Annotated in this window: 13 protein-coding genes and 1 pseudogene; 6 read left to right on the top strand and 8 right to left on the bottom strand. The window is 68.6% G+C overall.

The features are described from left to right. Window positions 1-409 precede the first annotated feature (409 nt). Together AS594_RS33530 and AS594_RS48030 are read right to left on the bottom strand one after the other, a co-directional pair. Entirely contained in the window at window positions 410-1891 is a 1482-nt protein-coding gene (locus AS594_RS33530) for an MFS transporter (protein ID WP_069935707.1), read from the bottom strand. A gap of 40 nt (window positions 1892-1931) precedes the next feature. Further along, entirely contained in the window at window positions 1932-2423 is a 492-nt protein-coding gene (locus tag AS594_RS48030; protein WP_079148796.1) for a YxiG-like protein, read from the bottom strand. A 413-nt stretch (window positions 2424-2836) separates the two neighbouring features. On the opposite strand from AS594_RS48030, the gene AS594_RS33525 reads away from it, so the two are divergent. Then, window positions 2837-3316 carry a DedA family protein gene (locus AS594_RS33525; RefSeq protein WP_069935706.1) on the top strand — a complete coding sequence of 160 codons (480 nt, stop codon included), beginning with the start codon at window positions 2837-2839 and terminating at the stop codon, window positions 3314-3316. A gap of 63 nt (window positions 3317-3379) precedes the next feature. On the opposite strand, the gene AS594_RS33520 is transcribed toward AS594_RS33525, so the two are convergent. The 3 genes from AS594_RS33520 to AS594_RS33510 form a co-directional block, all read right to left on the bottom strand. Further along, window positions 3380-4816, bottom strand: coding sequence for an NF041680 family putative transposase (locus tag AS594_RS33520; protein WP_069774663.1), 1437 nt, complete (start codon window positions 4814-4816; stop codon window positions 3380-3382). A gap of 527 nt (window positions 4817-5343) precedes the next feature. Beyond that, window positions 5344-6420, bottom strand: a complete 1077-nt coding sequence (locus AS594_RS33515; RefSeq protein WP_240509146.1) for a PP2C family protein-serine/threonine phosphatase — start codon at window positions 6418-6420, stop codon at window positions 5344-5346. Window positions 6421-7366: 946 nt separating this feature from the next. Beyond that, window positions 7367-8575, bottom strand: a complete 1209-nt coding sequence (locus tag AS594_RS33510) for a flavin-containing monooxygenase (RefSeq protein ID WP_079148795.1) — start codon at window positions 8573-8575, stop codon at window positions 7367-7369. Between the two features lie 136 nt (window positions 8576-8711). Between AS594_RS33510 and AS594_RS33505 the strand changes: the two are divergent. The 4 genes and pseudogenes from AS594_RS33505 to AS594_RS33495 form a co-directional block, all read left to right on the top strand. Next, window positions 8712-9010 (top strand): annotated as a pseudogene (locus AS594_RS33505) (transposase); the annotation flags it as partial. Then, window positions 9007-9180 (top strand): hypothetical protein, encoded by a 174-nt coding sequence (locus tag AS594_RS48025; RefSeq protein WP_176733035.1) that lies wholly within the window; start codon window positions 9007-9009, stop codon window positions 9178-9180. The pseudogene AS594_RS33505 and the gene AS594_RS48025, both read left to right, overlap by 4 nt. Before the next feature lie 197 nt (window positions 9181-9377). Further along, window positions 9378-9920 (top strand): DapH/DapD/GlmU-related protein, encoded by a 543-nt coding sequence (locus AS594_RS33500; RefSeq protein ID WP_069774860.1) that lies wholly within the window; start codon window positions 9378-9380, stop codon window positions 9918-9920. A gap of 161 nt (window positions 9921-10081) precedes the next feature. After that, a complete protein-coding gene (locus AS594_RS33495; protein ID WP_069931961.1) occupies window positions 10082-10501 on the top strand; it encodes a RidA family protein in 420 nt (139 codons plus the stop codon). Between the two features lie 125 nt (window positions 10502-10626). Here AS594_RS33495 and AS594_RS33490 read toward each other — a convergent pair whose 3' ends face one another. The 3 genes from AS594_RS33490 to AS594_RS44885 all read right to left on the bottom strand — a co-directional run bounded on the left by AS594_RS33490 (window position 10627) and on the right by AS594_RS44885 (window position 13241). Next, on the bottom strand, window positions 10627-11853 hold the full coding sequence (locus AS594_RS33490) for a DUF418 domain-containing protein (RefSeq protein WP_069774862.1): 1227 nt from the start codon (window positions 11851-11853) through the stop codon (window positions 10627-10629). Then, entirely contained in the window at window positions 11850-12911 is a 1062-nt protein-coding gene (locus AS594_RS33485; protein ID WP_107357843.1) for an alpha/beta hydrolase family protein, read from the bottom strand. The genes AS594_RS33490 and AS594_RS33485 overlap by 4 nt, the downstream gene beginning before the upstream one ends. A 174-nt stretch (window positions 12912-13085) precedes the next feature. Beyond that, a complete protein-coding gene (locus AS594_RS44885) occupies window positions 13086-13241 on the bottom strand; it encodes a hypothetical protein (protein WP_167368071.1) in 156 nt (51 codons plus the stop codon). Between the two features lie 293 nt (window positions 13242-13534). Between AS594_RS44885 and AS594_RS33480 the strand changes: the two genes are divergently transcribed. Continuing rightward, complete coding sequence (locus AS594_RS33480) at window positions 13535-14122, top strand: pyridoxamine 5'-phosphate oxidase family protein (protein WP_069774864.1); 588 nt, start codon at window positions 13535-13537, stop codon at window positions 14120-14122. The last annotated feature ends 40 nt before the right edge of the window (window positions 14123-14162 follow it).

Below are 14162 nucleotides of genomic sequence, written 5' to 3'. Positions count from 1 at the left end.
GCGTTGGCCTGATGGGTGCCGCAGATAGGTGCGGCGACTGCGGGAGCTCGAACTGGCTGCTTGAGACGGACGGTTGCACTGGATGCGACGCTGTCGAGAAGGAGCCCGGACGGGCAGTCCATCCTCGCAGTGGCCTCGTAAATGACTATTGGACGCATGCCCATTTTGCGGTGGAACATGAGGGCTCCGGGACGTTGGCACGTCTGCTGGCCGCCGGGACTGATCCCATATCCGGCCAATGGTCCAGCGCGGTTTCGCCGACAGCCGAGAGCTCCCAGGCCCGGTCGACCACCAGGCCCGTGGGTACGGCTGCGAACCCGCTCGGCTCCCGCCCATCGCGCCGCACGACGCTGTGATGACGGCGGCGCGGAGTGCGGGAAGCCTTCTTTGGGGTATGCACGAGGGTGGTTCAGTCGGCCTGACTGTTCGCTTGCTTGGGCAGGCAGAACATCAGGACCCACATCACAGCGAGCGTGCCGCCGACCCACCAGAGAACACCGGTGAAAGCGGTGCGGTTGATTGCACCGTCGGGTGAGCCGCCTGTGGCGGAGAAGAACACGAGGGCAGTCAGCGCGGTGCCGAGGGCGATGCCCAGATGCATTGCGGTGTTGTACAGGCCCGAGGCGGAACCTGCGTTCTCGTGCGGGACCTTGGCGAGCGACATGTCGGCGAGCGGGCCGCCAACCATGCCTAGGCCGAAGCCCAGCAGTACGACCGGGACGGTCATCGCGAGGAGGGCCAGGTCGGCCTGTCGGCTGCTGACCTGGAGCCCGTAGGCCGCCATCGAGGCGAGGGCGATCAGAGCTCCCGCCTGGGGCAGGCGGCGCCCGAAGCGCCCGGCGGTCTTCATCGCGGTCGTCGCACCGGCCAGTTCTCCGAGCGCGAGCAGCACGAAGGCCGCGGCCGCCATCAGCGGACTCATTCCCAGGCCGCGCTGGAGGTACAGCGTCCAGGTCATGAAGAACAGGCCGCAGAGCAGGCCGAGCATCAGCTGCGCGGACAGGCCGCCGGAGAACTGCTTGCCCCGGAAGAGGGACAGCGCCACGAGCGGGGCGTCGTCCTGCCCGCGCTGCTGGTGGCGCAGGAAGACACATAGCACGAGGAGACCAGCGGCCAGCATGGCGAAGCACCACAGAGGCCAGTGGTGGGTGTGGCCCTCGGTGAGCGGAAAGATGATCAGGACGAGGGCCAGTGCGGACAGCAGCATGCCGGCGAGGTCGAGCCCGCCGGCCTTCTTCGCGGCTGACTCGGGGATGAACTTGCGTCCGAGGATGATCACGGCGAGGCCGACGGGCACGTTGATCAGGAAGATCGGCCGCCAGGACAGTCCGAACAGGTCCGCCTCGGTGAGCGCGCCGCCCAGCACCGGCCCCAGGACGTTGGCGAGCGACAGGACGGCCCCGTACAGGCCGAAGGCCCTGCTGCGGTTCTCGCCGTCGAAGGTGACGTGGAGGGTGGCCAGGACCTGCGGGATCATCACGGCGGCTCCGGCTCCCTGGAGAACGCGGGCGGCAATCAGCACACCGGGGCCGTTGGCGATGCCGCACAGCAGCGAGGCCACGGTGAACACGGCGGTGCCGACGAGGAGCATCTTGCGTCGGCCGTGGATGTCGCCGAGCCGCCCGCCGGTGATCAGCCCGACAGCGACGGCCAGCGAGTAGCCGGCGGTCAGCCACTGCACCGCGGCCGGTCCGGCGCCGGTCGACTCCTGGATGGCGGGCAGGGCGGTGAGAACGACCGACTGGTCGAGGATGTCCATGAGCTCGGCGATCAGGAGCACCACGAGGGCGATCCGGGCGGCCCGGCTCACCTTCGACGACCGGCCGGGTACGTCGTGAGCCGAGGGCTCGGCGGTGTGCTGCGGCTCGTTGCCGAGCGCGGGAGAAGGCACTGTGGATCTCCTGATTCAAGGAATCGGGGGAGCCTTGCCGTCAGCCGCGCCGGGGCCGGAAAGCACCAAACCCGAGGCAGTCGGCAGAGCTGCACCCGGGAAAAGACAGGAAACTGCGGAGGTGGGTGACGCGACTCAGGCCAATGCGATGTCCGCCCCCGGACACGTTCGAAGACTCAGAACGTGGGGAAATGCGGACCGCTACAGGGCCTGGGGGATGCGAAGTCACCTCAAGATCGCCACAGAAGGAACGGGAAGAGTCACGCTGCCGCCGATGTCTGCGGCGGAGCAACTGGTCACGGTACGACACCCCCAGCCCCCTCCGCACATCAGCTAATGCCTCCGCCCCCACCCGACCCTCCCGGCACAAGGCGACGCCCACCTCACTGTCTGAGACGGTCCTTGGCCCGAGCAGAATCAAAAGAGACCGCCAGGTCTCAGCCTGCACTGACGTTTCGCACCGCGCCTCAAGGCAGTACCTGAAGAGATACCGCAGGTGGACAAGCGGCCCTGCCGACGCTGAGTTGAGCATCAAAGCTGTCCATCCGGGCCAGGTACCGCGCTCGTCACAGGTGTGGTCGTGGCTGAGCACGCCAGATGGCCCGGCTGAGCAACTTTGATATTCAAAGGTCGCTGCCCCTGGGGCGGCGAGGGGGCGATCAGCCAGAGCGAGACCTGCCCCACCGGCAGGGGCCTGCGACGTTGGCTGATCTCGCCTGTCGTTCCTACGGCGCCCTGCACCCCGTATGCGCGTTCGGTTAGGCTGACCTTGCCTAGCTGCAGTTCCGATGCCGCAGGTGGCAACCCAGGACGGACGGGCAGAGGCAGGGACGCAAATGAGAGACGGTGACTGGGCTAGTACGCCGTCGTGGGCCCGCTGGGGCGGGACGCCCCTACGGGTGACGAGCGTCCAGGGTTCCGGCCCGGAGCTCGGGACGAGGCATCGTGGATAGGATCGCGCTCACGGCCGGAGCCCTGTATGCCATTGTCCTGCTCCGCGCCGGAGGGACGTTCGCCGTCGGGTGGCTCGCCGGCGCCGGTGCCCGGCGCAGCAGGTTCGCCAAGCGGATCTCCTCGGCGAAGTTCCGGCGCGCTGAGCGGGCGATCCAGCGGTGGGGCGCGCCGGTGGTGGCCGTCTCCTTCCTGACCGTCGGCTTCCAGACCGCCGCCAACTTCCTCGCGGGCAGCATGCGCATGTCGTTGCCGCGCTACCTCCCCGCCCTGCTCGTGGGCGGAGCGGCCTGGGCGCTGATCTACGCCACCGCAGGGCTAGGCATGCTCAAAGTGATGGGAAGGCTCTTCGCCGAGCCGGCCCTCGGGGTGTCCGCCGTGGCCGTCCTCCTCCTCGCGGTGTGCGGGGTAGTGGTGTACCGCAGAAGGAGGGCGGCCCTGTCCTCCGGTGACACCGTGGCCGAGGAATCCTGACCCCATCCAGCGAAGGCGGGTGCCGCGGCGTGCGAAATTGGACGCACGCCCTAAGCTTGACGTTTATCCAGCTCTGCTGCTTGTGATGGTTGTCGTGAGGTCCGGTTGGCCCTGTTTCCCGACGGTGCGTTCGCGTGCACGGTGCTTGTTCTTCGTGCCGATTGGTCGGCCTGGGCCTGCGGTGCTGGGTTTCGGTGCACCGGCCGGTTGAGGGGCCTTGCCGTGGAGGCGGCGAAATCCTCGGCGGACCCGTGCAGGGGTGAGACGTCCTTGGCGTGCGGGCCGCTCCCAGGGTCTGCGAAGGTCCTCGGCAAGGGGCCGGGCCAGGCGGAGTTGGGTGTGGGCGGCGATGACCAGCCAGGTCCAACGGTCAGCGGCGGCCGGCTCGCGGAGTTTGGGAGCCGTCCAGCCCAGCGTCTGCTTGAACATCCTGAAGGTGTGTTCCAGGTCGAATCTGCGCAGGAACGCCTGCCAGAGCCGGTCCACGTCCCCGGCGGTGGCATCGGTGGCCGACCACCACAGCCAGATCGGCCGGGGGTGGCGGTCGCCGCGAAGGTGGTCGACCCGCAGACGGATGACGGTGCCTTCGATGATCGGCAACTCTCCGGGATGGTCGGCCCAGGCCGAGCGCCGGGTCAGCAGTGGATGCAGGCGGTCCCACGCCGTGGCGACGGCCTGCCCGTAGTGAGTGGTGTCGGTCACCGTGGTGATGGACGGGACCGGCAGGGTGGCCGGGTACTCGAAGGTGAACTCTGCCCCGTGCTTGGGTTTACGCCCGCGCTTGCCCGCCGGCTGGGGCGTAGGCGGAAAGTACAGGACTCGGTCCGAACGCATCCGGCCCAGTAACTCCACGGGCAGGTCCGCGAGCAGGAAGGCCAGGCGGGTCACGTCGTAGCCGGCATCAAAGACGACGAGGACGGGCGGGTCGCCGATCTGCCACTGGCCTGCCACATACAACCGCTGGAACACCTCTCGGACCTGGCCGGCGGTGACGGCGATCGCGTCGTCCCAGGGCCGCAGCCGGAGCACGTCCAACACGGCCGTCCACGAGGTCCGGCCCGGCTCCACAGCGGCAACGAAGGAGTAGGGCCAACCGGGGATCATCTGGGCCGAGCCTCTGCCTCGCCCGTATGTGTGGCAGAACATCCGGTCCGGGCTGGTATTCGCGTCCGGCCGCAACCAGTTGCTCACATCGACCGCCAGGACCAGCCGCCCCGACGCCGTGCGGGGAAGCGGCAGCCCTGCCAGCGTCCTGCGCAGGCGTGCCACATCCAGATCCCCGCAGTTCAGGCCGCCGTACAAGGCGCCATGCCCACGCCGGTGCTCAGGCTCCAACGACAGCTCGACCAACGTCCTCACCGGACCATCCGCGCACAGCAGGGCATCACTCAGCTCGAACAGCGCATCGCGCCGCCCGGTCAGACAGGCATAGAGCTCCGTCCGGAAGCATGACAGTTCGGCAAACGCATCCCGCGGGACGCCGTGTTGCAGCACACTCATATCTACGGCCTTCGTGTTGATCCCATGCCTCTGTGACGGAGCACAGGATCAGGCGAAGGCCGCTCTTACGTCCGGAACTCAGGCAAACCCATCAGCAAGTTCGAGGCCGTGTTCGACGGCAGACCATAAACGCCAAGCTAAGCTCCCGTCGAACGGCGTCCGAGGCGGACGGAGTGCTGGAGCCGGCCCTGGGCACGCCGAAGCAGGGGCACCCAGGTCCTCTTCACCGAGGAGCAGGAGCCGCAACAACGACAACGCCCGTGCCGACGTGTCGGCTTCAGGTATCGGGTTATCGGCTTGGTGGGCACGGTGACTGACCGCAGCTGTGGAGCTTCGTGAAGCGGCACTTCGTGACCTGGTGGAGCAGGTTGATCACGACGGGCCCCAGCGCTGCCGAGAACGCGTCATCCGGCCGTGAAGCCCTGTTGAACCGCAGCACATCGGCGGTCGACCGCGACGACACCTACGCCTCCCTCCATCACTCCCCCGCACTCTTCGCCGGCTGCCCAAGCTTCTGGTCCGGGCGGCTAGGGCAATTCGCTTTGTTCGCCGGCTTCTTCCGCGAGCCGGTCAACGAGGAGCATCGCCACATCGTCCGCCAGGTGGCCGTCAGTGTGCCGGATCAGTCCTTGGTGAAGTTGTTCCAGGAACTCGTGCGGAGTACGGGTGTACAGCGCCTCCACGGCCTCCGGCAGAGAGAAAAAGTCGCCGTGACGATTGCGCGCTTCGATCACACCGTCGGTGTGTAGCAGCAGACGGTCGCCGGGTACGAACGGATAGCTGTCCGTCTTGCCCGAAGGACCGATGATGAGCTCTTCCAAGCCCAGTGGCGGGAGCGGTGAGCTGGGCATCAGGGCCTGAACCGTGCCCTGGCGCAGCACCAGCGGAGGGGGATGGCCGCGGTTGACCAATTGAATCTCGTGGGTGTCAGGTACCTGGGCCACGAGAGCGGTGACGAAACCCTCCAGCACAACAATCTGATCCACCGCCCCGCGCAGGGCGACCTCCCGTCGCAGTGCGGCCGCGCAGTGGTTGATGACTTCCACGAGATCATCCTCGTAGTGCACGGCTTCCCGGAACGCACCCAGCACTGCTGCGGCCGCGCGCACGGCCGGCAGACCCTTTCCCCGGACATCCCCCACGATCATGCGGACCCCATACCGGGTCTGCACAGCCTCGTACAGATCACCGCCGATCTGCGCCCCCGTCTCCGCCGCGAGGTACATGCTGGCCGCCCGCACCGGGCCGAGCCGAGCGGGCACAGGCCGCAGCAGGACCTCCTGTGCTGCCACGGCGATGCGTCGGACCTGGTGGAGTTCCTTCTCCCTGAGCGTGCGCACGGCACTGCTTCCCATGACAGCGGCCACGGACACCACGAGAACCGCCAGGAAGTTGGTGTAGACCAGTTGGGTACCCCATGCCTGGTTGTAGGTCGCGGTGGTCACACTGACCGCCAACGCGAAAGCGGCTGCCGCGGTGGTGCCTTTTGGGCCCATCGTCACCGCGGCCAGCGCCGGCGTCGCCGTGAGCATGGGGCCCGTATACAGAAAGTGCAGGGGCGAGAGCTCGATACCCACCACGACCAGCGTGATCGCGAAAGGCACACACTTCGCGAGCGTGAGGGCGACCCCGCTATGGCCGCCCGCCCCCGACCGAAGAGAGCGGAAGAGCGACCGCATGGCTACAAGCCTGCCCCGCGGACGCTCAACGTTCCACTCGGCTCGCATTCGGCCGGTCCCGCGAAGATCGCCGTCTCGGAGTCGAAGTTCGGCGTCACTTCGACCCTTGATCAGCAGATGTCTCACTCCACCGGCACCGACGGCGTTCCCCTACGGGCGGTCATGCTGCGCTCCGATCATGGCCGGCACAGTGTCCGACGTCAGGCCGCGCTACCGCCGGATTGTCGAAGGCCGACGAGCATCTCAGCGGGCCCGAGCGGACGGCCCACCGCGCCGCCCTCCCAACCCTTCAGACCTCCGTACGCGCCCGCGACGAGCGGCGTCCGGCGTCCGCCGACGACTCCGTAGTGCCGAGCCATCCGAGGAGCACGGCAGCCGGACCGAGACCGGCCTCGGGCGGGAACGGATACCAGTCGAAGGCCTCGTATGGCCACAGCGCATACGCGGTCCGGTGAGGACGGTGCAGAGCGTCAGCCAGGTCGCCGCGACGCCCAGCGAGGAGGTGACCAGGAACTCGACTTGACAGCTGCGGGCGGCCGCCGACAGCGTCACCCCGCCCACGCACAGGACGGCGACAGCGGTACGAAGGGTCCCCGCCTGTTCCGTCTCGGTGAGGGGGCGCTTGGTCGGGGCCGCCTGACCCGTTCGCGTCGACCGCACCGATCCTCTCGCCGCCGACGACGACGGCGGCCGCCGCGAATCCGGTCGTGATCGGCAGGAGGCAGAAGGCGCCCGTCAGCCCCACGGCGATGCTCGTGGACCGTCGGGCAGCCCGCCCGCTCCGTGACGCGGCGACGCGGCGACGCGGAGGATCAGGTGCGGCATCATCGCCATGCCCAGGATCACGACCCGATGCGATCGCTGATCGTGTTCAGCGGTCCGAGGCCCCCCGGTCGCCCACGCGGGGGGCGGGAAGGGGTGCCCGCGCCGTCTCGCGTCGGAGCGCGTGGGCGATGGCGCGCGCTTCGATGCCCGCCTGGCGAAGGACACCTGTGAGGGGATTGGTGTAGCCGGCGAAGTACAAGCGCGAGGCTTCGGGATGGGTCTGTGCCCCTACGGCGAGAGGTTGCCCGGCCTCGTCGAGTACGCCCAGGGCCCCGACCAGGCCGTGCAGGTTGGGTCGGTACCCGGTGGCGGCAATGACCGTGTCGGGCCGCAGTCGGGTGCCGTCGGCCAACAACACGTCGGGGCCTTCGAACGCCTGGACGGCCGCGACCGGCTCCACCCGCCCGGACCGGACAGCATCCACGAAGCCATGGTCGAGCACCGGGTTGACCCCTTCGCGGATATTGCGGGTGTACAGCCCCGTGCGGGGCCGCGGCAGTCCCCGTGACGTCAGATCGGACACCGCGAAACGTTGTGTGAGCAGGGAGGTGCGGTCGCGCCACGCGAGCGGGAGGACTTCTGTCATCCGGCCGACTGCGTGCCATCGGGCGCTGGAGCGGGGCAGGATGTTGGGTGGGGTACGGACCGCGATCCGTATCCGCTTGGCCCCGGCCCCGGCCAGGACGCTGGCGATCTCGGTCCCGCTGTTGCCGGCGCCGACCACCAGGACGTGCTGACCGCGGTAGCGGGCGGGAGACCGGTAGTGGGCCGAGTGCAGCAGCGTGCCCGTGAAGGTCGAACGCCCTGGCCACTGGGGGAGGTTCGGCGTATGGCAGCGGCCGGTGGCCACCACGACCGCACCAGCAGGCACTGGGCCGTCGGGGGTGTGGACCAGCCAGTGTGCTCCCGAGCCGGGGTCAGCCCGTTCGATGCGCTGCACCGGGGTGGTCACCCGGACGTCGAGTCGGTGATGGGCGACGTAACGCTCCAGGTATCGCACATAGTCGTCCCGGCTCACCCACGGGCCCGCCCGGCGCGGCACCGGCAGGCCGGGGAGTTTCGAGGCGCCCGGAGTGGTGTGCAGGCTCAGATGGTCATAGCGCTGCGCCCAGGTGGCTCCTACTCGGTCCGACCGTTCCAGGATCACGGTCGGCGCGCCGGAGCGGCGCAGTAGGGCGGCGGCCGCCAGGCCGTGGGGACCGGCTCCGATCACGATCGTGGGAGCGCTGAAGTCTCGCTGTGGTGTCAGGGGCATCACCTCCTACAACGGCAGACCGCGGCCCACGTCACGCTCAACGTGGAGGCGCCCGTAGAGTGGCGATACTGACATGTTCACCAGAACAGCGGTGGCTTGCCGTTACACCGGCGGCACGCACTCGTCCTTGTCCGTCGCGGGCCCGCTCCGCAGACGGCCGGCGAAGCTGCATGCGGACAAGGGCTACGACTACGACCACCTGCGGCGATGGCTGTGTTCACGCGGTATACGCAACCGCATCGCCCGCCGGGGAGTCGTCCTCCACCCGGCTCGGCCGCCACCGCCGGGTCGTCGAACGAACCGTGTCCTGGCCGGCCGGCTGCCGACGCCTGAACCACCGCTACGAACGCAAGCCCGAGCATTTCCTTGCCTTCGTCTGCACGGCGGCCCCTGCGCATCTGCTTCCGGCGGTGTCGCTCAACCGGGTCACCATGACCCCCACTACGGTCGACACCAAGAACATCCCCTTGCAGCTCACCGAGCCCGGGGCCACGGCCTTCACCCACACCTTCGGCACCAGCCCCACCGAAGCGGGCAAGCCCTTGTTCCTCTTCGACGCCCACGCGGAAGTCATCAACCCCTTCAGCGACCTGCCCCAGCTGTAACCACCCACCGGTGATGCTGCGGGGCCTCCTCCCCCGCAGCATCACCAGCACATGGCCAACTGGCGCGTCAGCGGCCTACCCTGGCCGGCAGGGCGGTCGGGAATGGCGCAGCTGGCGGGAACAGCCGCGGGCACGGCGGCCGGGAGGTGGGTGACTGGATCTTGTCCGGTTACTCGTACACGCGACAGGATCGTGGCATGCCCAGCGACCGTTTGATGCGCATCCACAGCGCCGAGTTCCAGGCGATGGCCGAGAGGGTCCTGCGGGTGACCGAGCTCACCTCCCGCCTCAACGTCCTGCCGTTCGAGGACGAAGCAGGTAAGGCCGAACTGTTGGAACAGATCCTCGGCAGGCCACTGCCGTCGAGAGTCACGATCTATCCGCCCTTCTACACGGACCATGGTCTGCACCTCGACCTGGCTGAGCGCGTGTTCATCAACCAGAACTGCACGTTCCTGGACTACGCCGGTATCCGGCTCGGCGAGCGCGTGATGGTCGGCCCGAAGGTCACCTTCATCACCAGCGGCCACCCGGTCGATCCCGAGGAGCGGCGGCTGTACCTCACCGGCGCGCCGATCGACGTTGCGGAGAACGTGTGGATCGGTGCCGGTGCCACGATCCTGCCCGGCGTCACCATTGGCCGTGATGCCGTGATCGCTGCCGGCGCGGTCGTGGCCGATGACGTTCCACCGGCAAGCCTCGTGACCGGCGCGAAAGCCACCGTGCACCGACGGTGGTGATGACCTTTCGGAAGCCCTGCCAACCGCAGGGATTGAGGTATAAAGCACCGGGCAGAAGTGGCTGCGCTGTTGTGGGCCGGTGAAGAAATGGGAAGCCGGGAACGGGAGGGCGTTGGCAGGATGTCCGGGCCCAACACTCGACGGAAAAGGACCCGATAACCGTGGCTCGAGCCATCACTTTGATCCGCTCCACCTCTCTGTCCGACATCGCCGAGTACGCCTACGCGGCCACGGCGCCCGCCGAGTCACGTCTGATCTTCCTCGCCGGGGCGTGTCCGCTGAACGATGACGGCTCCACGGCAGCGATCGGAGACTACGCGGGTCAGGCAGTGAAAGCCGTCGAGAACATGCAGGCTGCTCTCGCCGCGTCGGGTGCGTCGCTCCAGGACGTCATCAGTACCAGGGTTCTCGTCGCGTCGGTACGGCGCAAGGACCTGGTGGCCGCCTGGGAGGTAGTCCGGGACGCGTTCGCCGACCATGACGTCCCCAGCACCTTGATGGGCGTCACCGTGCTCGGCTACGAGGATCAACTTGTCGAAATCGAGGCAGTCGCCGCCGTGCTCGATTCTGGAGACCGTTGACATGCTCGGCAGCCGAACACGGCTGTGGGCCGGAAGTGCCTCAGCGAATGACGACAAGCCCTTGCGAGCCCTGGCGAAGCACTGCGGCCCCTGCGCGCCCGAAAAGTGTTGAGCCGGGGTAGCGGTCAGCGCGGGGCGGCCCCGCCTCGACGGAGGGGCGGCCAGGTCAGAGTGGTCCAGGCGCGCAGCAGCCATTCCAGCGGGCCGTAACGGTACCGGCGCAGCCACCAGCGGCTCACGACGGCCTGCGCCGTGAAGAGCACGAGGGCGATGGCCAGGACACCCAAGGGAGGCACATCGCCGACCAGGGCTGCGCCGTAGCCGGTGAACAACAGGGCGCAGACGAGGGACTGGGTGAGGTAATTGGTCAGGGTCATGCGGCCCGCCGGGGCGAACAACGCGATCAGCCGGTCCGCGTGCCGGCCGCTGGCGAGCCGGAGGACCGTTGCGGCGTAGGCGGCGGCCAGCAGCGGGGCGGTGACGACGTCGATGCCCATGGCGAGGATCTGGTACGCGCCGCCCGGGTGCTCCAGACTCGCGTGGGCGTAGACGACACCGCCGAGCAGCCCCAGGGTGAAACCCGTCCACTGGAGCATGCCCAGCGTTCTGCGATGGCGGGCGATGTCCCCGAGGGCCTGGTGCCTTCCTGCCGCGAGGCCGAGAAGGAAGGCTGCCAGGGCGGCCGGGGCCTGGAAGAAGACGAGCAGGATCAGCACGTCGGGCAGCTGTTCCAGGTGGGCGGCGACCACTGACGCCGGGCCGCCGCGCAGCGCCTCGGCGGCCTGCTCGGCACCGGCCGCCGTGGCCGGGTCCACTCCGTAGCCGCCTGCCGCGTGGGCGGAGAGCGCGAGCACGACGTACGCGGCGGCGGTGAGGACGAAGAGGGCGACGGCGGTGCGCATGGCGATACGGGGTCGCAGGTGACGGGCGGCGAGGAGGATCAGGCCGAGCACCGCGTACGTGGTGAGGATGTCTCCGGGGAACAGCAGGACCGCGTGCAGGGTGCCCAGGACGAACAGGCCGGCCAGACGCCGCATGAAGCGGGAGGCGAAGCGTGCCCCGTGCCGCTCGGCGGAGGAGAGTTGGAGGGTGAAGCTGTAGCCGAACAGGAACGAGAACAGCAGGAAGAACTTGGCCTCGAAGAACACCGCGACGAACCATCGGACCGCGTTGTCGAGCGGCGAGGCGAAGCCGGGGTCCTCCAGGCCCGTGCCGTGGTAGGTGGAGGCGAGGTAGCCGATGTTGACGATGAGGATGCCCAGCAGCGCGAAGCCGCGCAGGGCGTCGACGTGGGCGAGGCGGCCGGCCGTCCGGGACGGGGGCGCGGTGGTTGCGGTGGTTGCGGTGTTCACTCGGTTCCCTTGCGGTCGGTGATCTGCTCGAGGAAGTTGCGCTGGTCGGCGAGGAATCCGGCGGCGTACAGGCGCCGGGGGGCGAAGACGGCTGTGAGGGTGAGTCGCGGCTCGGAGTTTTCGACGGCGTTGTCGACCAGTGAGTGGGTGGCGTCGGCGTAGTGCCGCACCGTCAGGGAGGCGGGCGGCAGGATGCGGCGGTAGGCGGCCTCGGTGTCGGCGACGTCGACGTTGATGTCGTGCCCGGCCAGCACCAGGAGCGTGGGTGTGCCGCGCATGGCGCGCAGGTCCTCGCTCGCGTTGGAGCGGTAGTTCTTGGCGATGAACCGCCAGCGTTCGGCGGTCATGCCGTCGGTGTCGCCGACTGCGGTGCGGTACTGCTCGAAGGTCGCGCCCTGCCGCAGCAGGCGCAGGGTCGTTTCGCGCCGTCGCAGCGCCGTGTGTGTGTCGTCCTGGGAGGCGCCGTCCCTGCGCAGTCCGGCGAGGAGGTTGTAGCGCCCTTGCTGTTGCCAGTCGACGGCCGGTGAGACCGCGATGACGAACTGGACAGCGCGGTCGCGGGCCGTGACCTTGGGCAGCACCCACCCGGCCTGGCTGGCCCCCCACAGGCCGATGCGCCGGTCGTCGATGTCGGGACGCGTACGGGCCCAGGTGATCGTGGCGAGGGTCTCGTCCGCGCGGTCGTCCATGCTCTGGTCCTGCCAGTTCCCCTCGGAGGCGCCGACGCCGGGCTTGCTCAGGGAGAGCGAGGCGTAACCGGCCTTCGCGAACGACTCCCACAGGGGCCGGTAAAAGGTGTCGTGCGTGGCGTCGACGGGGCCGTCGCCGTGGACGAATACCACCAGGCCGAAAGGGCCGTCGCCGGTCTGCGGCCGCGCCAGGACACCGTCCAGCAGCCGCCCGCCGTGCCGCATGGTGATGCGCTCCTCCCGTAGCGCGTAGGTGTTCTGCCAGACCGCGACACCGCCGAGCCCCGCGCCCAGCAGCAGCACGGCGACCAGTGACCACACGAGGACGCGCCAGCGACGCCGCGCAGGCGGCACCATCTGTCGGCTCATCTCTCCCCCAGAAACTATCGATCTCAATACGTTCGTATCTAATATGAGCGTAGTGAAGTCGATAGTGCAAGCAGGCGGGCGCCTCGGCCCACCGCGCGGAAGGAACCCCGAGGGAGCCGACGGAGCCGATGGGCACCCCAAGGAAGGGGACGCAGGCCGGAGAGTGGGACACCCTCATACGGGGACTGCGCCTGCCGCGGCGCGGACGCGGGGCAACTCGTCGGCGTGAACGGTGAGATCGATGAGTTTGGTCAGTTGCCGGAACGTGTCGGCTTCGTACGGGCTGACGGGCCGGATCGCGACGTCGCGGTACTGGGCTCCCGTGGCCATGGCGGGGTGTTTCTCATTGCCGGGTGGGCGAGTTGGGCATGAAAGCTCGCCCGCGACCGCGGGACTGCAAATGCCGGACCGCGCGCGGCACCGCGAAGAATGGGGTGTGCGTCGCGCGGCCCGGTGGTGGCCGGTCGCCGCACGCGAGTCCAGGGGGTCTCCTCGCCGCACAGGGAATGCTCCCGCAACCGCGCTCCCCGCAAGCCCTGTTGCGGGCCACGATGCCAAGGTCCGCGACCGGGCCGGCCGAGTTCGTTAGACAGGCGAAGAGTTTCCCTCCATAATCCTTAGGCATGGGAAAGACTTACGAACGCATCGACGGCCGGCTGCGCGCCTTCATAGAGCAGCAGCCAATATTCTTCACCGCGACCGCCCCGCTGGCCGGCGACGGTACGGTCAACCTCTCCCCCAAGGGCCTCAAGGGCTCCTTCGCGGTGCTCGACGAGGAGCGGATCGCCTATCTCGACTTCGCCGGCAGTACTGCCGAGACCGTCGCGCACCTGCGGGAGAACGGCCGGATCACGGTGATGTGGTGCGCCTTCCAGGGACCGCCCAACATCGTTCGGGTGCACGGCCGCGGCGAGCCCGTCTTCCGTGACGACCCGCGCTTCAAGGAACTGCTCGCCCATTTCCCGGGCATCGACCCGTCCCAGCACGGACTGCGCGCGATCATCGTGGTGACGGCCGAACTCGTCCGCGACTCATGCGGATACGGCGTGCCCTTCATGTCGTACGACGAAGATCGCGACCTGCACGGCAAGCGCTTCTCGCGTGAGGACGACGCCTCGCTGAGCGCGTACTTCACCAAGAAGGACCACATCGCACAGAGCATCGACGGCCTGCCCGGGCTGCCTCTTCCGCTGCCGCCCAGTAACTTCTGAGCAACCGCCCCTCCCCCCTTCGAGGCTCGCCGACGTGGCC

It is taken from the genome of Streptomyces agglomeratus (genome assembly GCF_001746415.1).
GTDB classification, from domain to species: Bacteria; Actinomycetota; Actinomycetes; order Streptomycetales; family Streptomycetaceae; genus Streptomyces; species Streptomyces agglomeratus.
The sequence above is the reverse complement of the archived record's forward strand: the minus strand, read 5'-3'. Positions and strand labels throughout refer to the sequence as shown.

Coding starts and splice junctions, on each gene's coding strand:
- AS594_RS33485 (WP_107357843.1), bottom strand. CDS start 12,911: ATGAGCCGACAGATGGTGCCGCCTGCGCGGCGTCGCTGGCGCGTCCTC.
- AS594_RS33510 (WP_079148795.1), bottom strand. CDS start 8,575: ATGCCCCTGACACCACAGCGAGACTTCAGCGCTCCCACGATCGTGATC.
- AS594_RS44885 (WP_167368071.1), bottom strand. CDS start 13,241: ATGGCCACGGGAGCCCAGTACCGCGACGTCGCGATCCGGCCCGTCAGC.
- AS594_RS33520 (WP_069774663.1), bottom strand. CDS start 4,816: ATGAGTGTGCTGCAACACGGCGTCCCGCGGGATGCGTTTGCCGAACTG.
- AS594_RS33480 (WP_069774864.1), top strand. CDS start 13,535: ATGGGAAAGACTTACGAACGCATCGACGGCCGGCTGCGCGCCTTCATA.
- AS594_RS48030 (WP_079148796.1), bottom strand. CDS start 2,423: ATGCTCAACTCAGCGTCGGCAGGGCCGCTTGTCCACCTGCGGTATCTC.
- AS594_RS33500 (WP_069774860.1), top strand. CDS start 9,378: ATGCCCAGCGACCGTTTGATGCGCATCCACAGCGCCGAGTTCCAGGCG.
- AS594_RS48025 (WP_176733035.1), top strand. CDS start 9,007: ATGACCCCCACTACGGTCGACACCAAGAACATCCCCTTGCAGCTCACC.